The organism is Mangrovicoccus sp. HB161399, assembly GCF_013184745.1.
Taxonomy (GTDB): domain Bacteria; phylum Pseudomonadota; class Alphaproteobacteria; order Rhodobacterales; family Rhodobacteraceae; genus Mangrovicoccus.
In genome coordinates, this window is sequence record NZ_JAATVU010000011.1 from 96248 (window position 1) to 120688 (window position 24441).

Below are 24441 nucleotides of genomic sequence, written 5' to 3' on the forward strand. Positions count from 1 at the left end.
TCAGCCGGCCTCGGCGACGTGCCGCGCCATGGCCTCGAGATCGGCCCGGGCGAGCGGCTTGCTGACGAAGCCGCGCACCTGCGGGAAGCCTTCGGCCCAGCGGCGGTCGCGCGGGTTCATCGAAGTGGTCAGGATCATGATGACCGGCCGCGTCCGGTCGCCGTATTCCGCCCGGAGCGCCTCGAGAAACTCGATGCCGGTCATGCGCGGCATGTTGATGTCGAGCAGGATGCCGTCCACCGCGGCGCCCTCGGCGCTGCGCAGGTAGCCGAGCGCGTCCGGCGCGTAGGTGAAGGTGACGATCTCGGCCGCGCAGCCGCTGCGCCGGATGATACGCTCGTGCATCATCTGGTCCGAGCGCTCGTCGTCGATCACCATGAGCCGTCCGATCGTCATGGCTCCGGCCCCTCGGCGTGCCGCGGCAGCGTCACGCGGAAGACGGTGCCTTCGCCTTCGCCCGGCTCCACCCCGATCGCGCCGTCATGCTTGGTCGCGATCCGCTTGCAGATCGCGAGTCCCAGCCCCGAGCCGGGATAGTCGTCATGGGCATGCAGGCGCTGGAACAGGCCGAAGATCCGCTCCCCTTGGCCGGGGGGGATGCCGATGCCGCGGTCGCGCACGGTGATCACCGCCGGATCAGCCGCCGGATCGGCGCAGGAGATCTCCACCTTCTGGGGCCGGCCGGGATCGCGGAACTTGATCGCGTTGGCGACGAGGTTCTGGAACAGGATCCGCAGCTGGGTCTCGTCGCCGCGCACCTCGGGCAGCGCGCCGAGGACGACCTCTGCGCCGCCCTCCTCGATCTCGGCGAAGAGATCGGCCGCCACCGAGGCGAGGAGCCGGTCGAGGGGCACGGGGGCGAGCACCAGCTCGGCATCGACCGTGTTGGAATAGGAAAGCAGGTCGTCGATCAGCCGCAGCATCCGCTCCACGGTCGCGGACTGCATCGCGACAAGTTCGCGCGCGCCCTCGGGCATCCCGGCGCCGTAATCCTCGACCAGCGCGTTCAGCAGCATCCGGACCGTGTTGGTCGGCGATTTCAGGTCATGCGAGACCGCATAGGCGAATTCCGCCTGCTCCTGGTTGTTCTGCATCAGCTCCTTGTTGGTGCGGTGCAGGTCGTCGAGCATCGCCACCACCTGCTGGGTCCGCTTTTCGACCTCGGTTTCCAGATTGTCGCGCTGGCGCGACAGCGCGAATGTCGCCAGCCGCAGGTCCTCTTCGATGCGCTGGCGTTCCTCGACCTCCTGGCGCAGCTGGCGGATCGTGTCGAGATGGCCGCGCAGCGCCATGTCGTAGACGGTCAGCGCCTCGAGAAGGAATTCCTCGCTGCACTGCGCGGTCTCCGGCGCGGCGATCGCGGCGGCGGCACCCTGGTGGATTTCGCAGATCTCGGTCAGCGATACGCCGAGCGCCATGCCCGCGCGCGCCAGCTGGAAGGCAGCTGTCAGGCCGGTCTCGTCGCCTTGGGCGGCATGGGCGGCGAGGGCGGCGGCGTAGTCCCCGGCGAAACCGGTCTCGTCCGCGGCGGGGGGATGGACGGTTTCCATCATCGTGCATCTCCGAGGCGGAGCACAAGGGCCAGGCTGTCATCGGCCGGAAAGGCGGAACCGCGCACCAGGGCATGGGCGATCTGTCCGGGCGGCAGGCGCCGGTCGATCCGGTCGGCGAAGCCGCGGGAGATGCCGTCGGTGACGAGCACCAGGACATCGCCGGGGACAAAGCGGTGGCGCTGCACCAGCGGGCGGATGGCCGTAGAGCCCAGCGTGCCGCCGCGCTTGATGATGGCCTGCCGCCGCGGTTCGTCCGAAGTGTCCGGGCTGACCAGAACGGCGTCGACGTCCCCGACCGCCGCCCAGATCACCCGGCAGTCTCCTGGATCGATCAGGGCGAGGCCGAGCGCGGCACCGCGGGTGCCGATCAGCGCGGCGTGGCAGGCGGCGAAGATCTGGATGAGGTCGGACCCGATCCTGCCCCCGAGCGCGGCGATGCAGGCATCGGCGGCGGCGGCGGCCTCGCGGCCGGATCCCGCGCCGTCGACCACGGCGGCAAGAAGGCAGCCCTCCAGCCAGCGCAGCAGATAGCCGTCGCCCGATGCCTGCCCGCGGATCTTCGGCTTGGAGGCAACGCCCCATCCCAGGCCTCCCGGTCCGCCGCTGCAGGGTATGAGGCCCTGGGCTACCGAGATTTCCATTTGACGACCGTCACGGTGACGCCCTCTCCGGGGATGGAGCGGATGTCGAATTCGTCCATGATCCGCTGCGTCCCGGGAAGGCCGAGCCCGAGGCTGTTGCCGGTGGAAAAGCCGTCCGTCATGGCGGCGTGCAGATCCGGAATGCCCGGGCCGCGGTCCTCCGCGACGATGCGGATGCCCTGGCGCAGGTCCCTTTCCACGGTGGCGAAGGCGATGGTGCCGCGTTCGGCATAGGACACGATGTTGCGGGCAAGCTCGGAGATCGCGGTGGCGATCAGCGCCTGCTCGGGGCGGCTGAAGCCGATCTCGGCGGCCAGGTGCCGGCCGATCTGGCGGGCGGCCACGACATCGCCGTCGCGCTCGATCCGCTGCGTCTGCTCGGGGGCGAGGCCGAGCCCGGCCATCATGCGGCCCTGCCGAGCATGGCCAGGCCGGTTTCCAGGTCGAGTGCGGTGGGCACGTCGGCGAGGGTCAGGCCGAGCAGCACCATGGAAAAGGCCACTTCGGGCTGGATGCCGACGATAACCATGCGGGCGCCGCGCAGCTGCACGGCGGCGGCGATGTCGCTGAGCGTGCGGGTGCCGAAGCTGTCCAGCACGTCGAGCGCGCTGACGTCGAAGATCACGCCGGTCGCGCGGTGGCGGATCACGTCCTCCAGCACCCGGCTCTGCAGCTCGAGGATGTCGCCGTCGCTCAGATCCTCCTGGATCGAGGCGATCAGCGTGCGCCCCTGGCGCAGGATGGGGACCCGGACTGCCATGCGTCAGCCGTCCAGCATGCGTTCGGCCATCTCGATGCCGTGCTGCAGGTCGCCCGCGGTGCGCAGCGCCTCTCCGGTGACGCCGATCTTGACCAGCGCCTGCGCGACCTCGGCCGAAAGGCCGGTCAGCACCGAGGAGGCCCCCATCAGCCGCGCCGCGGTCATGGTCTGGATGAGGTGGTTGGCGACGGCGCTGTCGACCGCGGCGACGCCGGTGATGTCCAGAACCACGGCGCGGGCGCGGTGGTCGCGGATGCCCTCCAGCAGCTTCACCGTCAGGCTGCGCGCGCGGTAGCTGTCGAGCGTTCCGACGACCGGGATCAGCAGCAGCCCGTCGCGCAGCTTCAGGACCGGCGTCGGCAATTCGCTCATTTCCCTCTCCCGCTGTTCGATCGTCGCCTCGCGGGCCTCCACATAGGTTTCCAGCGCCTGCGACATGTCGAAATGGGCGATCTTGATGAGCGACAGCAGCAGCGGCAGCGCGTGCGCCGGATCGTCCTGCATCTTGGCCATCACCCGGTGGCCGAGGCGGTGCAGGTAGTAGGCGTAGGCGCCGACATAGAGGGTCGGGGTCACGCCCGCGCGCTCGTGGATCTGGCCGATCCGGCGCCGGTTGCGCACGTAGTCCTCGTCCAGCGAGGCCGAGACCAGCTCGCGGAAGTATTTCAGCTGGCCCTGCTTCACCCGCGCGATCTGCTCCTCGCCGCGGAAATGCCGCCGCGCGTCCTCGAAGCTCAGCAGATGGGCGTAGAAATCCTCGATGATCGGTTCGGCGAGCTCGTCCGCGGTTACCGCCAGCGCTTCCGCCTGGCGGCGGTCGGTCTCGGTTATGTCGAACCATCTGAGCTGGTCGGCGAGATGCCCTCCGGGGCGGCCGTGGCCGCCTGCGGATGAGGCGATGATGTCATCCATTTCAAGTCCTGCAAGCCTGTGATGCTGCCTGCCGGAGCTTGGCCGGAAAACGGATAATGAATGGTGAAGCCGGGACCGGCTTCTTGGCCGGTCGCCGGAAAACCTCTGCGGATCCCGGCGGCCGCGCGCTGCGGCCGGAACGGTCAGCCGCCGCTGCGGGCCTGTCCGGCGAGCCAGCGGTTGGCCATGCGCGCCGCCCAGGCCAGCGGGAACGCGGCCAGCCCGGCGATGACGAAGGCCAGCGGCTCGCCGTCGAGCCGCTCGAAGATCTGCGCATAGGCATGGAGCACGGCGAAGGCGACGGCGGCGTTGAAGATCCCGCGGCGGAGCGTCACGGCCGACCAGGGGATCAGCACCGCAAGAGCGGCCGCCCAGAGCAGGCTGTAGGCGCCTTCCGGGATCGTGCGTGCGCCTGCCAGCCAGGCCTGCCGCGCCGCTTCGTAGCTTGCGTCACCGGCGAAATCCGCCCGCTGCGGCTCGAACCAGACCGACCCGATGACGTCGCCGCCCATGGAGCCCGCGAAGGCGCAGAGATTGGCCATGACGAAGGCGGCACCGGCCAGGACGGCGGCATGGCGCGCGCCTGCCGGTCCGAGCCGCGGCACCGCAGCCAGGCAGAGCGCGGCCAGCAGCGCCAGCTGCAGGATGGCCAGGGTCGGGTCGTCGAGCGCGAAGACATGTTCGCTGCCGAGCCGCCCGAGATCGAGCGCCGGGATCTGGGAGAACGGCAGGATGGCCAGGGCGGTGACCGCGCGCAGGTCGGCTGCGCGCCCGGCCAGGGCGATGGCGGCGAAGGCATGCAGCCAGAACAGCGTCGCCAGGAGCGCGAAGGGCAGGGCGCTGCCGGTCTCCTGCGCCGCGACCAGCATCCGCCAGAGCCCGCCGAGATGCATCGCCAGCCCCATCAGCAGGATGGCCGCGGCCGCAAAATGCCCGTCCGGGCGGCGGAAGAGCCGCCAGCCGCAGAACAGCGCCGTGGCGGCGCCGAGCGGCACCATCACCGGACCGGCCAGCGCCGGGCGGTTCCAGAGCAGCTCGGCCGCGGTGCCGCCGAGCAGCATGCCCGCCCCGGTCAGCACGGCCGCGGTGGCGAAGAGCTGCAGGATGCGCGGCGCCCAGGCCCGCAGCGCCAGGCCGCCGCCGACCGCGAGGCAGCCCATGACCGCCACCGTCAGCGCGTCGCGCAGCCAGAAGATCACCCCTCCGGCCGCGGCCAGGATGCCGAAGGACAGCAGCAGCCCGGCCGCCAGCTCGATCATCGAGGACCGCGCCCGGCGCTCCATCTCCTCGGCCTGGGCAGGGGAAAGGACCCCGTCCGCCACCAGCCTGGCCGTATCTGCGAGCACATACATCGGCACGTCCTTCGCTGTGCCGCGGCCCGGTCGGGGCGGCGGGGAAACGGAAAAGCCGCCCGCGCCGGGTCGGGCGGGGCGGCTCGGACCTGTTCCGGGATTGCCCCGGGTCAGAGATTCTCGGGCTGCGGCATGCCCAGCACATGGTAGCCGCCATCGACGCGCACGATCTCGCCGGTGGTGCAGGCGCCCAGGTCCGAGGCCAGGTAGACCGCGGTGCCGCCGACGGCTTCCAGCGTCGCGTTGGCGCGCAGCGGCGCGTTGGCCTCGGTCGCGCGGTAGGTCTTGCGCGCCCCGCCGATCGCGGCGCCGGCCAGCGTCTTCATCGGGCCGGGGCTTATCGCGTTGACCCGGATGCCCTGCGGGCCGAGGTCGTTGGCAAGATAGCGCACGGTCGATTCCAGCGCCGCCTTGGCCACGCCCATGACGTTGTAGAACGGCGTCACCCGGTTCGAGCCCTGGTAGGTCAGGGTCAGGATGGTGCCGCCATCGGCCATCAGCGGCGCCGCTCGGCGGGCCAGGTCGATCAGCGAGTAGCAGGAGATGTTCAGCGAATTCTGGAAATTCGCCCGGCTGGTGTTGATGAACCGGCCCGCCAGTTCGGTCTTGTCCGAGAAGGCGATGGCATGGACGAGGAAGTCCAGCTTGCCCCAGCGCTCCTCGATGCCCTTGAAGGCGGCATCGAGGCTTTCGTCGCTGGTGACGTCGACATCCATCAGGAAGTCGGAGCCGACGCTCTCGGCCAGCGGCGCGACGCGCTTGCCGAAGGCGTCGCCCTGGTAGGTGAAGGCGAGCTCCGCGCCTTCCGCGGCGAGCGCCTTGGCGATCCCCCAGGCGATCGAGCGATCATTGGCGACGCCCATCACGAGGCCGCGCTTTCCGGTCATCAGCTCAGGCATGTGCGTTTACCCGTGGTACTTGCTAAAGATCATGGAACCGTTGGTCCCGCCGAAGCCGAAGCTGTTGGTCAGCGCCGAGTCGATGTCGACGCCCTCGCGGGTCTCGGTGAGGACCTCGCCCGGGCGGATGGCCGGATCGAGCTCGGTGATGTTGGCCGAGGCCTGCAGGAAGCGGTGCTCCATCATCAGCAGCGTGTAGATGGATTCCAGCGCGCCCGTGGCGCCCTGGCTGTGGCCGGCCAGCGATTTCGACGACGAGATCGGCGGAACCTTGCCCTCGCCGAAGACGCGCCGCGCGGCCTCCACCTCGGTCACGTCGCCCACCGGGGTCGAGGTGCCGTGGGCGTTGATGTAGTCCACCTTGCGCTCGCCCAGGGTCGACAGCGCCATGCGCATCGCCCGCTCGCCGCCCTCGCCCGAGGGCGCCACCATGTCGGCGCCGTCCGAGGTCGCGCCGTAGCCGGTGATCTCGGCGTAGATCTTCGCGCCGCGCGCCTTGGCATGCTCCAGCTCCTCGAGCACCAGCATGCCGCCGCCGCCGGAGATGACGAAGCCGTCGCGGGTCACGTCGAAGGGACGGGACGCGGTTTCCGGGGCGTCGTTGTACTTGGAGCTCATCGCGCCCATCGCGTCGAAGAGGCAGGACAGGGTCCAGTCCACTTCCTCGCCGCCGCCGGCGAACATCACGTCCTGCTTGCCCCAGGCGATCTGCTCCATCGCATTGCCGATGCAATGCAGCGAGGTCGAGCAGGCCGAGGTGATCGAGTAGTTCAGGCCCTTGATCTTGTAGGACGTGGCGAGGTTCGCCGAGACCGTCGAGGACATGCATTTCGGCACAGCGAAGGGGCCGATCCGCTTGGTCGCGCCGGTCTTCTTGACGCTTTCATGCGCCATCAGCATCGCCGAGGTCGACGGACCGCCCGAGCCCGCGATCAGGCCGGTGCGCTCGCTGGAGACGTCCGCCTCGCTCAGCCCGGCATCGGCGATCGCCTGCTGCATGGCCAGATAGGCATAGGCCGAACCCGGACCCATGAAGCGCAGCGCGCGCTTGTCGACATGCTCCGCCAAGTTGATCTGCGGGATCGCCGCGATCTGGCTGCGGAAGCCCATCTCGGCATAGGTTTCCTCGCGGCGGACGCCGGAGCGGCCGGTGCGCAGGCTTTCGGTGACCTCGTCTGCGGTGATCCCCAGAGGGGAGATCACGCCCAGACCTGTAATGACGACGCGACGCATCCTCGTGGTCCTTTCGGAGTTGTGCCGGAACCGGCGGATCAGTCGGAGAACAGGCCGACCTTCATGCCGGTGGCAGTGAAGGCGAGCTTGCCGTCCGCGAAGATCTTGCCGTCCGCGATCCCGAGTTTCAGCTTGCGGTCCATGACCCGGACGAAATCGACATTGTAGACGATCTGCTTCGTCGCGGGGGTGATCATCTCGGTGAACTTCACCTCGCCGACGCCGAGCGCGCGGCCGCGGCCCAGCATGCCGCGCCAGCCGAGGTTGAAGCCGGTCAGCTGCCAGAGGCCGTCAAGCCCGAGGCAGCCGGGCATCACCGGGTCGCCGGGGAAGTGGCAGGGGAAGAACCACAGGTCGGGATGGATGTCGAACTCGGCAACCACGTGTCCCTTGCCATGCTCGCCGCCATCCGCCGAAATGTCGGTGATGCGGTCCATCATCAGCATGGGAGGCTCGGGCAGCTGGGGATTCCCCGGTCCGAAGAGCTCCCCGCGTGCGCATTTCAACAGGCCTTCCTTGTCGAACTGCGTAGGATGATCGGCCATGCAGCCTTCCTTTTTATGGTCGTTTTCTTAGGTTGCACCCTCTAGCACCCCTCTTTGCAAGAGGGCAAGGGGAGCCGTCCCCCTGCTGCGGCAGGGAAATTGATTGCGGAAACTGCAGCCTTTGCCATATAAACCGGCTGAAGGAGATGTTTCGCACCATGCCCAAGACGCAAGCAGACCGCGCCGGAACCTGGCTCGCACGGGCGGGACTCCGTCCCACGCGGCAGCGCCTGACCCTCGCGACGCTGCTCGTGGGAGACGGCGAGCATCGGCATGTCACCGCCGAGAACCTCTATTCGCTGGCGCTGGAGCGCGGCGAGAAGGTGGCGCTGGCCACCGTCTACAACACGCTGCGCGCCTTCTGCGATGCCGGTCTCGTGCACGAGGTGACGGTCGACGGCTCGAAGAGCTATTTCGACACCCGCACCGACGACCACCCGCATTTCTACTGGGAAAACTCATCGGACCTGACCGATGCGCCGGCCGCGGAGATGACGATTTCCCACCTGCCGGAGCCGCCGGAAGGCATGGAGATTGCCAAGGTCGACGTGGTGATCCGTCTGCGTCCGAAAAGCCAGGCCTGATCTCCGGACGGCTGTTCCGGCCGGGGACGATCCGTGGCACGCTGCCCGGACTGTCCGAGATTGCCGGAGGCCGCGATGCTGCGCCAAGCCCTTTTCCTGATCCTCGCCCCCGTTGCGGCCCTTGCCGCGGAGGGGCCGTCCTTCGATTGCGCCGGGGCGGAAAGCTCCGCCGAGGAGCTGGTCTGTTCCGATCCCGGCCTGGCCGCGCTCGACCGGCGCGTGGCCGATCGCTATGCGGCGGCGATGGCGGCGGCGGAATCGCTGGGCTCCGGTGCGGAGCAGGCCGCGGCGGATCTGCGCGCCTACCAGCGCGGCTGGATCAAGGGGCGCGACGACTGCTGGAAGGCGGAGGACCTGCGGGCCTGCGTCGAGGGCCAGTACCTGATGCGCGAGGCGGAGCTGGTCACCCGGTGGATGCTGGAGGAGCCGTTCAGCACGGCCTCGTGGATCTGCGGCGGCAATCCGGCCAACGAGGTCGTCACCATGTTCTTCGGCACCGAGCTGCCCTCGGTGCGGTTCGAGCGCGGCGACCGCATCGACACCGGCACGCAGGTGCGCACCGGATCGGGCGCGCGCTATGACGGCAGCTTCGGCCGCTACATCTGGATGAAGGGCAGGGAAGCGACCTATCGCGATCCGGACCCGGACGGCACGGAATATTCCTGCGTGCTGTCGGAATAGCCGCTCACACCCATTGCCCGGGCTCGATGAAGCCCAGATCCCACAGCTGCCGCGCCGTGCCGTCGAGCTCGGCGGACCCGCTCCAGCCGCGCGGCAGGGTGCGGCTGTCGTGATCTGGCTGCGCCTCCAGCCAGGCCCAGACCCGCGGCGAGACCAGCGCGCCGGTCGGGCTGCGGTGCCAGTCGCCGTGGCGGCGGTCGAGCGCGGGATCGTTCAGCCGCATCTGCGCGTCGAATCCCAGCCCCGGCGCGGCGCGGAAGGCCAGCACCCGGTCGATGCGCCGCCCGGCAGCCGGGCAGGGCGGACCGATTCTCTCGCGCAGCCCGCCATGGATCGCGTCGCCTGCCATGCCATAGCCCATCCGGTCGATGCCCCAGCCCGCGGCCAGCGGATAGCTGTCGAGCACCACGCCGCCCAGCACCGGGCGGCGCTCTTCCTGCAGGAAGGCGAGGAGGTCCGGCAGCGGGCGGCTGTCGCCATGCGGCCAGGCAATCCGCTCGCCGTTCCACATCGGCAGGATCCAGGTGCCCGGCGCGGCGCGGGCCAGCGCATTGGCTGCCGCCGCCATTGCCCCCGGCGCATGCACGTCGAACGGCGCCGACCCGGTCCAGGCGCCCGCGGGCGCGCTGGCCGGTCCCAGCGCCAGCCGGCAGCGGACGCCCGCGGCGGCCAGCCGGGCGGCGGTCTCCGCCACGCCGATGCCGTCCTGCACCAGCACCAGCGCCACCGGCCCGCGGCGGATCGCCGGACGGCAGGCGCTGAGCAGTCGTCGGAAGCTGGGGCAATGCATGGCGGCTCCGGGGTTGCAGCCCGAGCCTTGGGGCAGCTTGGTTAACAAGTCCCTGACGGGCTGGGGCGTTGCGGAGGACCGGCTTTCCGTGTAGGGACCGGCAATCCATCCCGTCCGTTGTCCGAGGTGCCGTCATGGCCGAGCCGAAGAAGCTCTACATCAAGACCTATGGCTGTCAGATGAACGTCTATGACAGCGAGCGCATGGCCGAGGCCATGGGCGGCAAGGGCTATGTCACCACCGACACGCCCGACAACGCGGACATGATCCTGCTGAACACCTGCCATATCCGCGAGAAGGCCGCCGAGAAGGTCTATTCCGAGCTCGGCCGCTTCAAGCCTCTGAAGAAGGCCAGGCCCGACCTGAAGATCGGCGTCGCGGGCTGCGTGGCGCAGGCCGAAGGCGCCGAGATCATGGCGCGCCAGCCGATGGTCGACATGGTGGTCGGCCCGCAGAGCTACCACCGCCTGCCCGAGCTGGAGGAGCAGGCGCGCGCGGGGAAGAAGGCGCTCGACACCGATTTTCCCGAGGAACTGAAATTCGACCATCTGGCGAAGCGTCCCAAGGCGCGGCGCGCGCCGACGGCCTTCCTGACGGTGCAGGAGGGCTGCGACAAGTTCTGCGCCTTCTGCGTGGTGCCCTATACCCGCGGCGCCGAGGTCAGCCGCCCGGTCGCGCGCGTTCTGGAAGAGGCGCAGGACCTGGTGGAACGCGGCGTGCGCGAGATCACCCTGCTGGGCCAGAACGTCAACGCCTATCACGGCGGGGCCGAGGGCGGGGCCTGGGGGCTGGCACGGCTGATCCGCCGTCTGGCCGAGATCGACGGGCTCGACCGCATCCGCTTCACCACCTCGCATCCCAACGACATGGAGGACGACCTGATCGCCGCCCATGGCGACTGCGCGAAGCTGATGCCGTATCTGCACCTGCCGGTGCAGTCGGGCTCGGACCGCATCCTCAAGGCGATGAACCGCAAGCACAGGGCGGCGGATTACGTCGCGCTTATCGCCCGCATCCGCGCGGCGCGGCCCGACCTGCTGCTTTCGGGCGATTTCATCGTCGGCTTCCCCGGCGAGACCGAGGAGGATTTCGAGGACACGCTTCGGCTGGTCGAGGAGGTCCGCTACGGCCAGGCCTATTCCTTCAAGTACAGCCCGCGCCCCGGCACGCCTGCCGCCGAGAAGGAGGCCAAGATGGTCCCCGCCGAGGTGGCCAGCGAACGGCTGCAGCGCCTGCAGGACCTGCTGAACCGCCAGCAGTTCGAGCACCAGCAGGCCATGGTCGGGCGCACCGCCTCGGTGCTCTTCGAGAAGGCCGGACGGATGGAGGGCCAGCTGGTCGGCAAGTCCGAATACCTGCAGGCGGTCCATGTCCAGGCGCCGGACAGCCTGATCGGCCAGATCGCGCAGGTCGAGATCACCGAGGCCGGGCCGAACTCGCTGGGCGGCCGCCTGGCCTGAGGCCTGCGCACCGCGCTCAGCAGCCGGGATCGCCGCATGGATGACGCATCGGCAAGGGACTCGCGCCGCCGCGCCGCTGTCTCGGGCTGGGCGCAACTGCCTATTTTTTGCGCATTATATCCCCGCCGGGCCCGCGGCGGGGCGCCGCGGAGGCGCCTGAAGTCCTGCGCGCTGAACCGGGTTTCCCGTTGTCCTGCCGGGAAAACATCGAGACTTGGCGTAGTTGGCGGCCCTGGCCCCAATATGTTGCAGAATGATGAAGTTTCATCCTGCCCCCTTGCCAGACCGGGCTTCGGGGGGCACGCTTTGAGTCAGGCCCAAGCCCAAGGAGATCTGCTTGCCGCACGAAGTCCTGTCCCCGCCCGCTGACCATGACGTGCCGGAGATCGTACTGGAATATCCCGACAACCGATTGCTTGTCGAACTTTGCGGCGAGTTTGACCGCAACCTGTCCCAGGTCGAACACGCGCTCCACCTCCAGATCATCCGCCGCGGCAACCAGCTGGTGCTGATGGGCGAACCGCAGGCGCGGCTCAAGGGGATGGAAGTGCTCGACACGCTCTACCTGCGCCTCGAGAAGGGCCAGCATATCGAGCCCGGCGACATCGACGGCGTGCTGCGCATGGGGCAGGGCCCCTCGCGCGAGGCCGGCAACGGCCAGATGGAGATGTTCGCCGCCTCCGATGTCGAGATCGAGACCCGCAAGAAGACCGTCCGCCCGCGCACCGAGGCGCAGAAGGCCTATGTGAAGGCGCTGTTCAAGCACGAGCTGGCTTTCGGCATCGGACCTGCGGGCACCGGCAAGACCTATCTTGCCGTGGCGGCGGGCGTGAACATGATGATCACCGGGCAGGTCGACAAGATGATCCTCAGCCGTCCGGCGGTGGAGGCGGGCGAACGGCTCGGCTTCCTGCCCGGCGACATGAAGGACAAGGTCGATCCCTACATGCAGCCGCTCTATGACGCGCTGAACGACTTCTTCCCCGCCAAGCAGGTCCAGAAGATGCTGGAGGAGAAGAAGATCGAGATCGCGCCGCTGGCCTTCATGCGCGGCCGGACGCTGTCGAACGCCTTCGTGGTGCTCGACGAGGCGCAGAACGCGACGACCATGCAGATGAAGATGTTCCTCACCCGCCTGGGCGAAGGCTCGCGCATGGTGATCACCGGCGACCGCAGCCAGATCGACCTGCCGCGCGGCGTGACCTCGGGCCTGCGCGAGGCGGAGAGCCTGCTGCCGGGGGTCGAGGGGATCTCGTTCAATTACTTCACGGCTAAGGATGTGGTGCGCCACCCTCTGGTAGCCCGGATCATTGAGGCGTATGACGCGGCGGATGCAAAATCCGGTTGATATCGTCATTGAACACGAAGCCTGGGAGGCCGTCGGACTCGACGGCCTGGCCCAGGAAGCCGCGCGCGCGGCGCTGAGCCATCTGGGGCTGGACCCCGGAGAGCACGAGATCTGCGTGATGGCCTGCGACGATGCCCGCATCGCCGAGCTGAACGCCGCCTTCCGCGACAAGTCCCGGCCGACCAACGTGCTGAGCTGGCCCTCGGCCGACCTTCAGTCCGACGCGGCCGGCGAGCCGCCGGACCTGTCGGAAGCCGAGCCGGAGCTCGGCGACATCGCCATTGCCTGGGAGACCTGCAATGCCGAGGCAGAGGCCATGGGCAAGCCGTTCGCGGACCACGTGCGCCATCTTCTGGTTCATGGTATTTTGCATCTGCTCGGATATGACCATATCCGCGACGAAGACGCCGCATTGATGGAAGGCCTCGAGGTGGCGATACTTGGTGAAATGGGCCTTGCGAACCCCTATCTGCTGGATGGGGCAGAAGAGGCTTTTGACGGATTGTGACAATGTCTGATGCCGAAGGGGCGCATATCCCTTCCAATGAACAGAGCGGGACCGACCCGGACGAACCCGGGGTGCTTGCCCGCCTCCTCAATCGCTGGCGCAAGGGCGAGGAGGAGGATGATGACATATCTGCGCAGGATGGCCAGGCAAACGGCCATCACCTCGGGCATCTTTCCCCGGGAATATCTAACCTGCGCCGCATGCGGGTGGAGGATGTCGCCGTTCCAGTGGTTGAGATCGTCGCCGTCGAAGTTGGCATTGCCCTCGACGAGCTGATCAGGATCTTCCGCGAGAGCGGCTTTTCCCGCCTGCCGGTCTACGAGGGCACGCTCGACACCCCGCTGGGCATGGTGCACCTGAAGGACGTGGCGCTGCATTACGGCTTCAACGGCCACCGCGACGAGGATTTCGACCTGCGCTCGATCCTGCGCCCGATCCTCTATGCGCCGCCCTCCATGCCGATCGGCGTGCTGCTGCAGAAGATGCAGAGCCAGCGGCGCCACATGGCGCTGGTGATCGACGAGTACGGCGGCACCGACGGGCTGTTGACCATCGAGGACCTGATCGAGCAGGTGATCGGCGAGATCGAGGACGAACACGACGAAGTCGAGGCCGATCCCTGGCGCCAGGAATCTCCGGGCAGCTACATCGCGCTGGCGCGTGCGCCGCTGGCCGAGTTCGAGGCCGCGATCGGTCGCCGCCTGACCGGACCGGATTTCGAGGAAGAGGTCGATACGCTGGGCGGGCTGGTCTTCATCCTGACCGGCCGGGTGCCGGCGCGGGGCGAGATCATCCCCCACGCCCAGGCGGCCGTCGAGTTCGACATCCTCGATGCCGATCCGCGGACCATCAAGAGGATGCGGGTGCGGCTGCTCGATGATGCTCCGGGCGAAGACTGAGCTTTCGGACATCCTGGAACTGGTGGACGGGCGGCCCTGGCTGGCCCGGCTGGTGATGCTCTGGCTGGGCGGCCTGATGGCGCTCGGCCTGGCGCCGTTCAAGCTGCCGCTGGTCACCGTGCTGGCACTGGCCATGGCGCTGCGGATGCATGCCCGCGCGCCCAGCCGCCGCCAGGGTGCCTGGCTCGGCTGGATGCTGGGCACCGGCTATTTCCTGCTGGCGCTGCAATGGATCGTCGAGCCCTTCATGGTCGATGCCGCCAGGGACGGCTGGATGGCGCCCTTCGCCATCGTGCTGATGGCCGGGGGGCTGGCGCTGTTCTGGTCGGCCGCCTTCTGGGCCTCCTGGGCGATGGGGCCGGGCGATGGACCGCGCCGCGCATTGGCGGCGGTGATCGCGCTGACCGTGGCCGAGATGCTGCGCAGCGTGGTCTTCACCGGCTTTCCCTGGGCGCTGATCGGTTCGGTCTGGGTCGATCATCCGATCGGCCAGCTTGCCTCGCTCTGGGGCACGCACGGCCTGACCTTCTTCACCGGCTGCCTGTCGGTGGGGGTGCTGACGCTGTCGGTCTGGCGGGCCTCGCGGCGCGCGCTGTTCGGCTCCGGGCTGGCGGTGCTGGCCTGGTGCGGCGGCACGCTCTGGGGCGAGGGGATGATCTCGCATTACGACGCGCTGGCGCTGCCGCCGGGGCCGATGATCCGCGTGGTCCAGCCGAACGAGACCCAGTCGCTGAAATGGAAGCCGGAGATGATCCCGGTCTTCTGGCAGCGCAAGCTGGCCCTGACTGCCAGCAGCACCGGCGCGGTGCCGGACATCGTGGTCTGGCCCGAGGTTTCGCTGCCCTATCTGCTCGATCTCGGGGCCGAGCCCAACGCCAAGGTTTCGGAGGCGGCGGGCGGCAAGCCGGTGATCGTCGGCGCGCAGCGCTTCGCCGGCGACGACCTGCGCAACTCGCTGGCGGTGATCGAGCCGGGCGGCGCGGTCGGGCCGGTCTACGACAAGTTCCATCTCGTGCCCTTCGGCGAATACTTTCCGGGCGGCAGGCTGGCCGAGGCGCTGGGGCTCAAGGGGCTGGCCACCAGCCTGCTGGGCGGCTTCACGCCGGGGCCCGGATCGCAGCTGATCGACCTCGGGCCGGGGCTGGGCAAGGTGCTGCCGCTGATCTGCTACGAGGCGATCTTCCCGCGCCATGCCGATCCGCGCGGCCTGCCGCGCCCGGACTGGATCGTGCAGATCACCAACGATGCCTGGTTCGGCCAGATGTCCGGTCCGCAGCAGCATCTCGACCAGGCGCGGATGCGCGCGATCGAGCAGGGGCTGCCGGTGGTGCGCGCTGCCAATACCGGCATTTCCGCAATCATCGACCCCAAGGGCCGGGTGATCGCCAGCCTGGCGCTGAACACCTCGGGCGTGATCGACCGGCCGCTGCCGCAGGCCACCCGGCCGACGGTCTATTCGGTGGCCGGAAACGGGCCGCTCATCCTGCTGCTCATCGCCGAGGCGGTCTGGCTGCTGCGCAGCACTATCTTGTCACGCCGCTGAACTTCTCATTGCCTTTCCCCGGGCCGAGGCGTACGCGCTTGGGGATGCCGCCACAACGGCTTCCTGGCGTGGCGGATGTAACACCAATGGAGCACGCCGATGTCGCGTAAAAACTATATCTTCACCTCCGAATCCGTCTCCGAAGGCCACCCGGACAAGGTCTGCGACCGGATCTCGGATGCTGTTCTCGACGCCCTGATTGCCGAGGAACCCGAGGCCCGCGTGGCCTGCGAGACCTTCGCCACCACCGACCGCGTCGTGATCGGCGGCGAGATCGGCCTCTCCGACCAGGAGAAGCTCCACGGCTACATGGAGCATGTCGACCGCATTGTCCGCGACTGCATCAAGGACATCGGCTACGAGCAGGACAAGTTCCACCACGAGACCGTGGAGATCACCAACCTGCTGCACGAGCAGTCGGCGCATATCGCCCAGGGCGTGAACGCCGCCGACAACAAGGACGAGGGCGCGGGCGACCAGGGCATCATGTTCGGCTATGCCGTCAACGAGACCCCCGAGCTGATGCCGGCGCCGATCCTCTATGCCCACAAGATCTTGAAACGGCTGGCCGAGGCGCGCAAGTCCGGCGAGGCGCCGGTGCTGGGTCCCGATGCCAAGTCGCAGCTGACCGTCCGCTACGAGGACGGCAACCCGGTGGAGGTCACCTCGCTGGTCCTGTCCACCCAGCATCTCGACCCGGACATGACCTCGGACGACGTGCGCGAAGTGGTGACCCCCTTCATCCGCGAGGTCCTGCCCGAGGGCTGGCTGACCGATGCCACCAAATGGTGGGTCAACCCGACCGGCAAGTTCGTCATCGGCGGCCCTGACGGCGACGCGGGCCTGACGGGGCGCAAGATCATCGTCGACACCTATGGCGGCGCGGCGCCCCATGGCGGCGGCGCCTTCTCGGGCAAGGACCCGACCAAGGTGGACCGTTCGGCGGCCTATGCGGCGCGCTACCTCGCCAAGAACGTGGTCGCGGCCGGGCTGGCGCATCGCTGCACCATCCAGCTGAGCTACGCGATCGGCGTGTCCGAGCCGCTGTCGATCTACTGCGACACGGACGGAACCGGCATCGTCGACGAGGCGCTGATCGAAGCGGCGATCCCGAAGGTCATGAACCTGACGCCGCGTGGCATCCGCACCCATCTGGACCTGAACCGGCCGATCTACCAGCGGACCGCGGCCTACGGCCATTTCGGACGCGCGCCCGAGGCAGATGGCGGCTTCTCCTGGGAACGCACCGACCTGGCAGAGGCGCTGAGAGCTGCGATCTGATCCGGTCGGCCCCGCACTGAATCGAAGCCCCGCTGTGACAGGCGGGGCTTTCTGCTTCAAGCGCCATTCCGCGGCGCCAAGCGTTCGGGCGGACGCCGGTGTGCCGCAAAGGTACAGGTCCCGAAATTTCTTGGTTCTGAAGGTTTCGGCCCCCGCCGCGAGCCCTTGCGCTGCATGGCGGAGCGCCGCCTCGGCACGGCTCAGGGCTGCTGCGTCGCCTTCGCCGGGATCGTAGCAGCAGCGGAACACCAGCCGCGTCGGACCGCGTCGGCCGAGATCCGGGTAGTCCTGCTTGCACGAGAAGGTGGCATCGCGATAGCCGCGTTTCGCATCCGGAGCATCGACGCAGCCATGTTTCGCCGCTATCGACTTGCGCTCCTATGCGATCAGTTCAACCGTGTGCTTGCCAATGGATGGTTGTGCTCCGCCCAAGACGAGCATCATGAGCCATGCAAGATCTCCCTCGGGCGCGAGGGCACGCTGTTCCACCCCTGGCGTGTTGCCTCGGGTCTCGCAGATCTACAGGTCTCCGGATGCCGCGATGCCGCGTGCCTCCAGCGTGACTGGCACGGCAGGTCCTTTCAGCTTGTCCTTGGCGACCTGCTGCCAGCCTGTCCCGGGCGCCACCGGTGCCATCAATGGCGGTGTGCCCTGATGCGGCTGATGCCGCTAGTCCCTCCAGGAGCCGGCGGCTGGCAGGCGGCAATGGCGGAGGCGGCAGCCAAGATCGCCACGCCGAGCCTCAGCCGACGCAAGCGGGCCGTCTCAGCCACGCATGACGGTCGTTGGGACGTAGCTGCCGCCTCCGGGCATCCAGCCGCTGCCCTTGGCCTTTGGCACGCGTTTCGCGGCGGCCAGAAGCCGGAAGATTTCCTGCAGTTCCGGTTCGTGCACCATTTCCGCGGCCTTTCCGGCCGAGACCCAGCGGCGCTTGCGCTGCCCGCGTTCCTTCCAGCGCTTCTTCAGCTTGCTGACCAGCATCGGATAGACGTCGACCCGGCAGGACATGCCCGTGCCGTCGCCGAGCAGCTTGACATAGCCGTAGCTTCCCAGCGGCTCGTCCCTGATCGAGCCGATGGCGCCGGCCTCTTCCAGCGCTTCGATCTTTGCGGCGGCCCACGGCTTCTTGCCATCCATCGGCCAGCCCTTCGGCACGACCCAGCGCCCGGTATCGCGCGAGGTCACGAGCAGCACCTTGATCCCGCCCGCCTTGCCGAAGGCGAGGGGAAGCGCCGCAATCTGACGAGACTCCTCCATGCGACGAGATGTAGCGCGCAACCGCTGCCGATCAAAGTACGGATTTCCGATATGTTGCCGCCAGATCGGGAAAAATCCGTCAGACCGACATCATCCCGCGGATCTCGTCCTCGTTCATCTCGGCGCGTGTGCCGGCCTTGATGATCTGCCCGCGCTCCATGACGTGGAACGTGTCGCAGAGGTCGCGGGCGAAGTCGAAATACTGCTCCACCAGCAGGATCGCCATCTCGCCCTTGTCGCGCAGGTAGCTGATCGCCCGGCCGATGTCCTGGATGACGGAGGGCTGGATGCCCTCGGTCGGCTCGTCGAGCACCAGGAGGCGCGGCTTCATCACCATGGCGCGGCCGATGGCCAACTGCTGCTGCTGCCCGCCCGACAGGTCGCCGCCGCGGCGGCCGAGCATCTGCTTGAGCACGGGGAACAGCTCGAACACTTCCTCGGGGACCTTCCGCTCGCCGCGGGGCAGGATCGAGAAGCCGGTCTCCAGGTTCTCCTGCACGGTGAGCAGCGGAAAGATCTCGCGGCCCTGCGGCACCGAGGCGATCCCGGCGCGGGCGCGGGCGTCGGAGCGCATCCTGGAGATGTCCTTGCCCTCCCAGATCAGCGCGCCTCCGGAGATCGACTGCCGCCCGACGATGGATTTCAGCAGCGTCGTCTTGCCGACGCCGTTGCGGCCGAGCACGGTGGTGACCTTGCCCGGCTCGGCCGTCAGGCTGACGCCGCGCAGCGCCTGGGCCGCACCGTAATGCAGGTCGATGTTCTGGACTTCAAGCATGGGCCCGGTCCCTCCGGAATTTGCGGTCAGCGGCCAAGATACACCTCGATCACCTGCTCGTTGGCCGAGACATGGTCGAGCGAGCCCTCGGCCAGCACATGGCCCTGGTGCAGCACCGTCACCCGGCAGCCGAGCGCGCGGACGAAATCCATGTCGTGCTCGACCACGATGACCGTGTGCTTGCCCGCAATCTGGCGCAGCAGTTCCGCGGTGCGCATGGTCTCGGCATCGGTCATGCCCGCGGCAGGCTCGTCGACCAGCAGCAGTTCCGGATCCTGCGCCATCAGCATGCCGATCTCCAGCCACTGCTTCTGGCCGTGGCTGAGATCGCCGGCCATCCAGCCCGCGACATGCGAGAGCTTCACCAGTTCCAGCAGCTCGCCGATGCGCCGGGTGTCCTCGGCCGAGCGGCGGTAGAACAGCGTCGCCCAGACCGAGCGGTCCTCCTTCAGCGCCAGGGCGATGTTGTCCTCGACCGTCTGGGTCTCGAAGACGGTGGGCTTCTGGAACTTGCGGCCGATGCCGAGCCGGGCGGAGCCGGCCTCGTCGGTGCGGGTGAGGTCGACCGACTGGTTCCACAGCACGCGGCCTGTGTCGGGCCGTGTCTTGCCGGTGATGATGTCCATCATCGTGGTCTTGCCCGCGCCGTTCGGGCCGATGATGGCGCGCAGCTCGCCCTTTTCCACGGTCAGGGAGAGGTCGTTGATCGCCTTGAACCCGTCGAAGCTGCGGTTCACGCCGTCGAGCAGAAGCTGGGTGCTCATGCGCTGGCCTCCTTTGCGCCTGCCGGGGGCTTGGCCTTGCGTCCCAGGCGGCTCTCGATCAAGCCGAGCACGCCGGTGGGCAGGAAAATGGTGACGAAGACGAAGAGCCCGCCGAGCGCGAAGAGCCAGAGCTCGGGGAACCAGGAGGTGAAGAGCGTCTGGGCGACCGAGACGATGATCGCGCCGAGCGCGGCGCCGACCAGCGTGCCGCGTCCGCCGAGCGCGACCCAGATGACGATGCCGATGGAGTTGGCGGGCGAGAATTCGCCGGGGTTGATGATCCCCACCTGCGGCACGTAGAGCGCGCCCGCGACGCCCGCCATCATGGCGGAGACGACGAAGACGAAGAGCTTGTACTCCTCCACCCTGTAGCCGATGAAGCGCGTCCGGCTTTCCGCGTCGCGGATGGCGATCAGCACCTTGCCGAGCTTGGAGGAGGTGATCGCCTTGGCGACCAGAAGCCCGGCGGCCAGAGCGATGGCCGAGAGCACGAAAAGGCCCGCGCGGGTGGCGTCGGCCTGCAGGCTGAAGCCGAGCACGTCCTTGAAGTCCGTCAGGCCGTTGTTGCCGCCGAAGCCCATCTCGTTGCGGAAGAAGGCGAGCATCAGGGCATAGGTCATCGCCTGGGTGATGATCGACAGGTAGACGCCGGTGACGCGCGAGCGGAAGGCGAACCAGCCGAAGACGAAGGCCAGCGCGCCGGGGACCAGCAGGACCATCAGGAGAGCGAAGCCGAACATGTCGAAGCCGGTCCAGAACCAGGGCAGCTCCTTCCAGCCGAGGAAGACCATGAAGTCGGGCAGGTCGGGATTGGCGTATACGCCGCGCGCGCCGATCTCGCGCATCAGGTGCATGCCCATGGCATAGCCGCCGAGCGCGAAGAAGGCGCCGTGGCCGAGGCTGAGGATGCCGCAATAGCCCCAGACGAGGTCGAGCGCGACGGCGAGCAGCGCATAGCACAGGTACTTGCCCAGCAGCGCGACGATGTAGGAGGGAACCGGCTGGCCCGCCATGGCGAGGTTGCCGGCCGGAACCGCGACGGCGAGGACGAAGAGGCCGGCCAGGAAGATGCCCATCCGGCGGTCGATCAGGCTCAGCATGGCAGCGCTCCGTTCTGGTGTCGGGACGGGGAGGGCGGCGGGGCGCTCCCGCCCGTCGTTGCCGCGCTTGCGCGCAGCGCCTCCCGTTGGGCCGGGCCGCCGCTGCGCGGCGGTCGGGTGCCCGTGGCATGGGGTCCGCGGGGCTGCCGCGCGCCAGCGCGGCCCGGCCCAACGGGAAGAGATGTCCCGCGCAGCGGGGCGTCGATGACGGGCGGGAGAGCCTGGCTGCCGGTCATGCGTCCACCGCCCGGCCGCGCACCGCGAAGAGGCCGCGCGGCCGCTTCTGGATGAAGAGGATGATGAACACCAGCACCAGGATTTTGGCCAGCACCGCGCCGGTCCAGGGCTCGAGGAACTTGTTGGCGATCCCGAGGCTGAACGCCCCGGCCAGCGTGCCCCAGATGTTCCCGGCGCCGCCGAAGACCACCACCATGAAGCTGTCGACGATGTAGCTCTGGCCGAGGTTCGGCGAGACGTTGTCGATCTGGCTCAGCGCCACCCCGGCAAGCCCGGCGATGCCCGCGCCCAGCCCGAAGGTCATCGCGTCCACCCAGCCGGTGCGGATGCCCATGTTCGCGGCCATCGCCCGGTTCTGCGTCACCGCGCGCATCTGCAGCCCGATCGGCGTCTTCTTCAGCACGAAGAGCAGGACCGCGAAGACCGCCAGCGCGAAGACCAGGATCCATAGCCGGTTCCAGGTCACGGTCATCTGCCCCAGTTCGAAGGCGCCGGACATGAAGGACGGATTGCCGACCTCGCGGTTGTTCGGACCGAAGATCGTGCGCACCAGCTGCTGCAGCGCGAGGCTGATCCCCCAGGTGGCCAGCAGCGTCTCCAGCGGGCGGCCGTAGAGGAAGCGCACCACGCCGCGCTCGATCGCCACGCCAACGCCGCCCGCGACCAGGAAGGCCAGCGGCGCCGCGATCAGCAGCGACCAGTCGAAGAGGGCGGGGAAGGACGACCGGATCGCCTCCTGCACCGCGAAGGTGGTGTAGGCGCCGAGCATGACGAGCTCGCCATGCGCCATGTTGATCACGCCCATCACGCCGAAGGTGATCGCCAGCCCGATCGCCGCCAGGAGCAGCACCGAGCCGAGCGACAGGCCGAACCACACGTTCTGCGCCAGCCCCCAGAGATTCTGCATCTGCTCGATATGGTGCACGGCTTCGGCCGCGGCGTCGGCGACGGCGGCATCCGGGTCGGTGGCAGCGCCCGAAAGCACGGTCTTGGCATCGGTATTGCCCATGGCGCGCAGCACCGCGACGGCGCCGAGCTTCTCGGCCTCGCTGCCGCCCAGGGCCAGGGTGCCGGCGGCGATGGCCTCGGCCAGCGCCTCGGCGACCTTGGGATCGGTTTCGGCCGCCAGGGCCTCGGCGAGCAGCTCCGACTGGTCGGGATCGGGGCTGCGGAAGGCCGACTCGGCGGCGGCGAGGCGGCGGGCCGGATCGGGATGGCGCAGCGTCATCGTGCCGATCGCGGTGCGGATGTCGCGGCGCAGGCTGTTGTTCACCCGCACCTTGGAGGAGCCGCGCGAGGGCACCTCGCCGTAATCTTCGCCGGTCAGGATGTCGGAGGCGAAATCGTCCCGGCCCTGCTTGCGGATCTGGACGACGCGGCCGTTGGAATCCAGCACTTCGAGATCGCCGGCCAGCAGCACTTCGAGCACCTTGAGCGCCCGGTCGTCGCCGGTCGCGGCGATCTGGGCAACCACCGCGGCGCGGTCGTCATAGTTGCCGTCGGGCAGGGTGGAGACCAGCTCTTCGAGGGTCTGGGCCGCGGCGATCGATGCCCAGAGGCAGAGCGCGAAAGACAGCAGCAGGCGGGGCAGCAGGCGCATGGATTCCCTCCGGCGGAACGACAGGACAGGGCGGCCCCCCGCAAGGGGAGCCGCCGCGAGAGGTCAGGACGCGGTCACTCGGCGCCGCAGGTCTTGGTCTCGGTGTTGTAGTTGCCGCATTTCAGTTCGACCCAGTCGGAGATCAGGGGCTTCGATTCCGGCAGGTAGTCGGACCACGCGTCGCCCGGCACCAGGTCGTCGGTTTCCCAGACGACTTCGAACTGGCCGTCATCCTGGATCTCGCCGACGAAGACCGGCTTGGTGATGTGGTGGTTCGGCAGCATGGTGGAGATGCCGCCCGTGAGGTTCGGCGCCTCGGTGCCCGGCAGCGCGTCGATGACCGCGTCGGCATCGGTGGTGCCGGCCGCCTCGACCGCCTTCACCCACATGTTGAAGCCGATGTAATGGGCTTCCATCGGGTCGTTGGTCACGCGCTTCTCGTCGCCGGTGAAGGCCCACCAGTCCTCGATGAACTTGTCGTTCTCGGGGGTGTCGATCGACATGAAGTAGTTCCAGGCCGCCAGGTGGCCGACCAGCGGTCCGGTGTCGAGGCCCGAGAGTTCCTCTTCGCCGACCGAGAATGCGACGACCGGGATGTCCTCGGCAGAGATGCCCTGGTTGCCCAGTTCCTTGTAGAACGGCACGTTGGCGTCGCCGTTGATGGTCGAGACCACGGCGGTCTTCTTCCCGGCGGAGCCGAATTCCTTGATGTCGGACACGATCGTCTGCCAGTCGGAATGGCCGAACGGCGTGTAGTTGATCATGATGTCCTCTTCGGCCACGCCCTTGTCCTTCAGGTAGGCCTCGAGGATCTTGTTTGTCGTGCGCGGATAGACGTAGTCGGTGCCCGCCAGCACCCAGCGCTCCACGCCCTCGTTGTCCATCAGGTAGTCGACCGCCGGGATCGCCTGCTGGTTCGGGGCGGCGCCGGTGTAGAACACGTTGCGCTGCGATTCCTCGCCTTCGTACTGCACCGGGTAGAACAGGATCGAGTTCAGCTCCTCGAAGACCGGCAGCACGGATTTGCGGGACACCGAGGTCCAGCAGCCGAAGACCACGTCGACGCCGTTGCCCTCGATCAGCTCGCGTGCCTTCTCGGCGAAGAGCGGCCAGTCGGAGGCCGGGTCGACCACGACCGGCTCCAGCATCTTGCCCATCACGCCGCCCTTCTTGTTCTGCTCCTCGATGAGCATCAGCATGGCGTCCTTGAGGGTGGTCTCGGAAATCGCCATGGTGCCCGAAAGCGAGTGCAGGATGCCGACCTTGATGGTATCGCCGCCATGCGATTCCGCCATCGCGGTGGAGCCCATCAGCATGGCGGCCGCACTGTAGCCGAGCAGCGTCTTGGTGAAGTTGGTCATGTAACGGTTTCCCCTGAAAATTCGGACGGCTCGGCCGGCGGTGCTGTCCCTGTCGGTCGTCACGCCGTTGTCCCCCCGCCATCCCTGTCTCCGGAAGCAGGCCGGAATGCCCTGCCTCCCCTCTTGGGCGCGGCCCCCCGGGGTGCGCCTGCGACGAAGCGTTCGCAACATGCAGTGATTAACGGAACTGTGAAGCTCTGCGGGTCCGGGCGGATGGCATGATTTTCGCCGGGACTGCCTGCGCTTTTTGCGATTGTGTACAATCCATGAGCAGATCGTGAAAGGTTGCGGCGGGCCGGGGCCGGCGGAGATCCGCCGGTGGCTGCCCGCCGCAAGGGCAGGTGCCGCGGCTTCGGGC

General features: G+C 68.3%; 25 protein-coding genes and 1 riboswitch. Of the genes, 8 read left to right on the forward strand and 17 right to left on the reverse strand.

Annotated elements, in window-relative coordinates:
- From HCC78_RS08680 to fabA, 10 genes are all read right to left on the reverse strand, one after another.
- Positions 1-396, reverse strand: coding sequence for a response regulator (locus HCC78_RS08680; RefSeq protein WP_172328362.1), 396 nt, complete (start codon positions 394-396; stop codon positions 1-3).
- Positions 393-1553, reverse strand: coding sequence for an ATP-binding protein (locus tag HCC78_RS08685; protein ID WP_172328363.1), 1161 nt, complete (start codon positions 1551-1553; stop codon positions 393-395). Before HCC78_RS08685 ends, HCC78_RS08680 begins: the two co-directional genes overlap by 4 nt.
- Positions 1550-2194, reverse strand: coding sequence for a SpoIIE family protein phosphatase (locus tag HCC78_RS08690; protein ID WP_172328364.1), 645 nt, complete (start codon positions 2192-2194; stop codon positions 1550-1552). The genes HCC78_RS08685 and HCC78_RS08690 overlap by 4 nt, the downstream gene beginning before the upstream one ends.
- Positions 2179-2601, reverse strand: coding sequence for an anti-sigma regulatory factor (locus HCC78_RS08695; protein WP_253949107.1), 423 nt, complete (start codon positions 2599-2601; stop codon positions 2179-2181). Before HCC78_RS08695 ends, HCC78_RS08690 begins: the two co-directional genes overlap by 16 nt.
- A complete protein-coding gene (locus tag HCC78_RS08700) occupies positions 2598-2954 on the reverse strand; it encodes an STAS domain-containing protein (RefSeq protein ID WP_172328365.1) in 357 nt (118 codons plus the stop codon). Before HCC78_RS08700 ends, HCC78_RS08695 begins: the two co-directional genes overlap by 4 nt.
- A 3-nt stretch (positions 2955-2957) precedes the next feature.
- Positions 2958-3866, reverse strand: coding sequence for a protoglobin domain-containing protein (locus tag HCC78_RS08705; RefSeq protein ID WP_172328366.1), 909 nt, complete (start codon positions 3864-3866; stop codon positions 2958-2960).
- 143 nt (positions 3867-4009) lie between these two features.
- Positions 4010-5218 (reverse strand): hypothetical protein, encoded by a 1209-nt coding sequence (locus HCC78_RS08710; RefSeq protein ID WP_172328367.1) that lies wholly within the window; start codon positions 5216-5218, stop codon positions 4010-4012.
- A gap of 110 nt (positions 5219-5328) precedes the next feature.
- Positions 5329-6117, reverse strand: a complete 789-nt coding sequence (locus tag HCC78_RS08715; RefSeq protein ID WP_172328368.1) for an enoyl-ACP reductase — start codon at positions 6115-6117, stop codon at positions 5329-5331.
- A gap of 6 nt (positions 6118-6123) precedes the next feature.
- Positions 6124-7350, reverse strand: coding sequence for a beta-ketoacyl-ACP synthase I (gene fabB / locus HCC78_RS08720; RefSeq protein ID WP_172328369.1), 1227 nt, complete (start codon positions 7348-7350; stop codon positions 6124-6126).
- 38 nt (positions 7351-7388) lie between these two features.
- The gene (fabA, locus tag HCC78_RS08725; RefSeq protein WP_172328370.1) at positions 7389-7895 is read right to left on the reverse strand and encodes a bifunctional 3-hydroxydecanoyl-ACP dehydratase/trans-2-decenoyl-ACP isomerase; all 507 of its coding nucleotides are present in this window, start codon (positions 7893-7895) and stop codon (positions 7389-7391) included.
- A 158-nt stretch (positions 7896-8053) separates the two neighbouring features.
- On the opposite strand from fabA, the gene irrA reads away from it, so the two are divergent.
- Together irrA and HCC78_RS08735 are read left to right on the forward strand one after the other, a co-directional pair.
- Positions 8054-8479 (forward strand): iron response transcriptional regulator IrrA, encoded by a 426-nt coding sequence (gene irrA, locus HCC78_RS08730; protein WP_172328371.1) that lies wholly within the window; start codon positions 8054-8056, stop codon positions 8477-8479.
- A 75-nt stretch (positions 8480-8554) separates the two neighbouring features.
- Positions 8555-9160, forward strand: a complete 606-nt coding sequence (locus tag HCC78_RS08735; RefSeq protein ID WP_172328372.1) for an MliC family protein — start codon at positions 8555-8557, stop codon at positions 9158-9160.
- A 4-nt stretch (positions 9161-9164) separates the two neighbouring features.
- Here HCC78_RS08735 and HCC78_RS08740 read toward each other — a convergent pair whose 3' ends face one another.
- A complete protein-coding gene (locus HCC78_RS08740) occupies positions 9165-9950 on the reverse strand; it encodes a hypothetical protein (protein WP_172328373.1) in 786 nt (261 codons plus the stop codon).
- A gap of 134 nt (positions 9951-10084) precedes the next feature.
- On the opposite strand from HCC78_RS08740, the gene miaB reads away from it, so the two are divergent.
- The 6 genes from miaB to metK all read left to right on the forward strand — a co-directional run bounded on the left by miaB (position 10085) and on the right by metK (position 16989).
- A complete protein-coding gene (gene miaB, locus HCC78_RS08745; RefSeq protein WP_172328374.1) occupies positions 10085-11410 on the forward strand; it encodes a tRNA (N6-isopentenyl adenosine(37)-C2)-methylthiotransferase MiaB in 1326 nt (441 codons plus the stop codon).
- Positions 11411-11747: 337 nt separating this feature from the next.
- Positions 11748-12758: a PhoH family protein gene (locus HCC78_RS08750; protein WP_172328375.1), complete on the forward strand. Its 1011-nt coding sequence runs from the start codon at positions 11748-11750 to the stop codon at positions 12756-12758.
- Positions 12742-13266 carry an rRNA maturation RNase YbeY gene (gene ybeY / locus HCC78_RS08755; protein WP_172328376.1) on the forward strand — a complete coding sequence of 175 codons (525 nt, stop codon included), beginning with the start codon at positions 12742-12744 and terminating at the stop codon, positions 13264-13266. The genes HCC78_RS08750 and ybeY overlap by 17 nt, the downstream gene beginning before the upstream one ends.
- A gap of 2 nt (positions 13267-13268) precedes the next feature.
- Positions 13269-14165 (forward strand): hemolysin family protein, encoded by an 897-nt coding sequence (locus HCC78_RS08760; protein ID WP_172328377.1) that lies wholly within the window; start codon positions 13269-13271, stop codon positions 14163-14165.
- Positions 14143-15708, forward strand: a complete 1566-nt coding sequence (gene lnt / locus HCC78_RS08765) for an apolipoprotein N-acyltransferase (RefSeq protein WP_253949108.1) — start codon at positions 14143-14145, stop codon at positions 15706-15708. Before HCC78_RS08760 ends, lnt begins: the two co-directional genes overlap by 23 nt.
- 44 nt (positions 15709-15752) lie before the next feature.
- Positions 15753-15802: riboswitch (SAM-SAH riboswitch) on the forward strand.
- Positions 15803-15807: 5 nt separating this feature from the next.
- On the forward strand, positions 15808-16989 hold the full coding sequence (metK, locus tag HCC78_RS08770) for a methionine adenosyltransferase (protein ID WP_172328379.1): 1182 nt from the start codon (positions 15808-15810) through the stop codon (positions 16987-16989).
- A 765-nt stretch (positions 16990-17754) separates the two neighbouring features.
- Here the strand turns inward: metK and HCC78_RS08775 are convergent.
- The 6 genes from HCC78_RS08775 to urtA all read right to left on the reverse strand — a co-directional run bounded on the left by HCC78_RS08775 (position 17755) and on the right by urtA (position 24083).
- Positions 17755-18246, reverse strand: coding sequence for an NUDIX hydrolase (locus HCC78_RS08775; RefSeq protein ID WP_172328380.1), 492 nt, complete (start codon positions 18244-18246; stop codon positions 17755-17757).
- A 79-nt stretch (positions 18247-18325) separates the two neighbouring features.
- Positions 18326-19021, reverse strand: coding sequence for an urea ABC transporter ATP-binding subunit UrtE (urtE, locus tag HCC78_RS08780; RefSeq protein ID WP_172328381.1), 696 nt, complete (start codon positions 19019-19021; stop codon positions 18326-18328).
- A 26-nt stretch (positions 19022-19047) separates the two neighbouring features.
- Entirely contained in the window at positions 19048-19785 is a 738-nt protein-coding gene (gene urtD, locus HCC78_RS08785; RefSeq protein WP_172328382.1) for an urea ABC transporter ATP-binding protein UrtD, read from the reverse strand.
- Complete coding sequence (urtC, locus tag HCC78_RS08790; protein ID WP_172328383.1) at positions 19782-20885, reverse strand: urea ABC transporter permease subunit UrtC; 1104 nt, start codon at positions 20883-20885, stop codon at positions 19782-19784. Before urtC ends, urtD begins: the two co-directional genes overlap by 4 nt.
- A gap of 232 nt (positions 20886-21117) precedes the next feature.
- Positions 21118-22722 carry an urea ABC transporter permease subunit UrtB gene (urtB, locus tag HCC78_RS08795; protein WP_172328384.1) on the reverse strand — a complete coding sequence of 535 codons (1605 nt, stop codon included), beginning with the start codon at positions 22720-22722 and terminating at the stop codon, positions 21118-21120.
- Between the two features lie 74 nt (positions 22723-22796).
- On the reverse strand, positions 22797-24083 hold the full coding sequence (urtA, locus tag HCC78_RS08800; RefSeq protein ID WP_172328385.1) for an urea ABC transporter substrate-binding protein: 1287 nt from the start codon (positions 24081-24083) through the stop codon (positions 22797-22799).
- Positions 24084-24441 lie beyond the last annotated feature (358 nt).

Bases quoted from the DNA above. Each gene is read 5' to 3' on its own strand.
- HCC78_RS08705 (WP_172328366.1), bottom strand. From the start codon at position 3,866: ATGGATGACATCATCGCCTCATCCGCAGGCGGCCACGGCCGCCCCGGA.
- urtD (WP_172328382.1), bottom strand. From the start codon at position 19,785: ATGAGCACCCAGCTTCTGCTCGACGGCGTGAACCGCAGCTTCGACGGG.
- urtB (WP_172328384.1), bottom strand. From the start codon at position 22,722: ATGCGCCTGCTGCCCCGCCTGCTGCTGTCTTTCGCGCTCTGCCTCTGG.
- fabB (WP_172328369.1), bottom strand. From the start codon at position 7,350: ATGCGTCGCGTCGTCATTACAGGTCTGGGCGTGATCTCCCCTCTGGGG.
- HCC78_RS08700 (WP_172328365.1), bottom strand. From the start codon at position 2,954: ATGGCAGTCCGGGTCCCCATCCTGCGCCAGGGGCGCACGCTGATCGCC.
- metK (WP_172328379.1), top strand. From the start codon at position 15,808: ATGTCGCGTAAAAACTATATCTTCACCTCCGAATCCGTCTCCGAAGGC.
- miaB (WP_172328374.1), top strand. From the start codon at position 10,085: ATGGCCGAGCCGAAGAAGCTCTACATCAAGACCTATGGCTGTCAGATG.
- fabA (WP_172328370.1), bottom strand. From the start codon at position 7,895: ATGGCCGATCATCCTACGCAGTTCGACAAGGAAGGCCTGTTGAAATGC.
- HCC78_RS08685 (WP_172328363.1), bottom strand. From the start codon at position 1,553: ATGATGGAAACCGTCCATCCCCCCGCCGCGGACGAGACCGGTTTCGCC.
- urtA (WP_172328385.1), bottom strand. From the start codon at position 24,083: ATGACCAACTTCACCAAGACGCTGCTCGGCTACAGTGCGGCCGCCATG.
- HCC78_RS08710 (WP_172328367.1), bottom strand. From the start codon at position 5,218: ATGTATGTGCTCGCAGATACGGCCAGGCTGGTGGCGGACGGGGTCCTT.
- urtE (WP_172328381.1), bottom strand. From the start codon at position 19,021: ATGCTTGAAGTCCAGAACATCGACCTGCATTACGGTGCGGCCCAGGCG.
- HCC78_RS08735 (WP_172328372.1), top strand. From the start codon at position 8,555: ATGCTGCGCCAAGCCCTTTTCCTGATCCTCGCCCCCGTTGCGGCCCTT.
- HCC78_RS08715 (WP_172328368.1), bottom strand. From the start codon at position 6,117: ATGCCTGAGCTGATGACCGGAAAGCGCGGCCTCGTGATGGGCGTCGCC.
- irrA (WP_172328371.1), top strand. From the start codon at position 8,054: ATGCCCAAGACGCAAGCAGACCGCGCCGGAACCTGGCTCGCACGGGCG.
- HCC78_RS08760 (WP_172328377.1), top strand. From the start codon at position 13,269: ATGTCTGATGCCGAAGGGGCGCATATCCCTTCCAATGAACAGAGCGGG.
- ybeY (WP_172328376.1), top strand. From the start codon at position 12,742: ATGCAAAATCCGGTTGATATCGTCATTGAACACGAAGCCTGGGAGGCC.
- HCC78_RS08740 (WP_172328373.1), bottom strand. From the start codon at position 9,950: ATGCATTGCCCCAGCTTCCGACGACTGCTCAGCGCCTGCCGTCCGGCG.
- urtC (WP_172328383.1), bottom strand. From the start codon at position 20,885: ATGCTGAGCCTGATCGACCGCCGGATGGGCATCTTCCTGGCCGGCCTC.
- lnt (WP_253949108.1), top strand. From the start codon at position 14,143: ATGATGCTCCGGGCGAAGACTGAGCTTTCGGACATCCTGGAACTGGTG.
- HCC78_RS08690 (WP_172328364.1), bottom strand. From the start codon at position 2,194: ATGGAAATCTCGGTAGCCCAGGGCCTCATACCCTGCAGCGGCGGACCG.
- HCC78_RS08680 (WP_172328362.1), bottom strand. From the start codon at position 396: ATGACGATCGGACGGCTCATGGTGATCGACGACGAGCGCTCGGACCAG.
- HCC78_RS08695 (WP_253949107.1), bottom strand. From the start codon at position 2,601: ATGATGGCCGGGCTCGGCCTCGCCCCCGAGCAGACGCAGCGGATCGAG.
- HCC78_RS08775 (WP_172328380.1), bottom strand. From the start codon at position 18,246: ATGGAGGAGTCTCGTCAGATTGCGGCGCTTCCCCTCGCCTTCGGCAAG.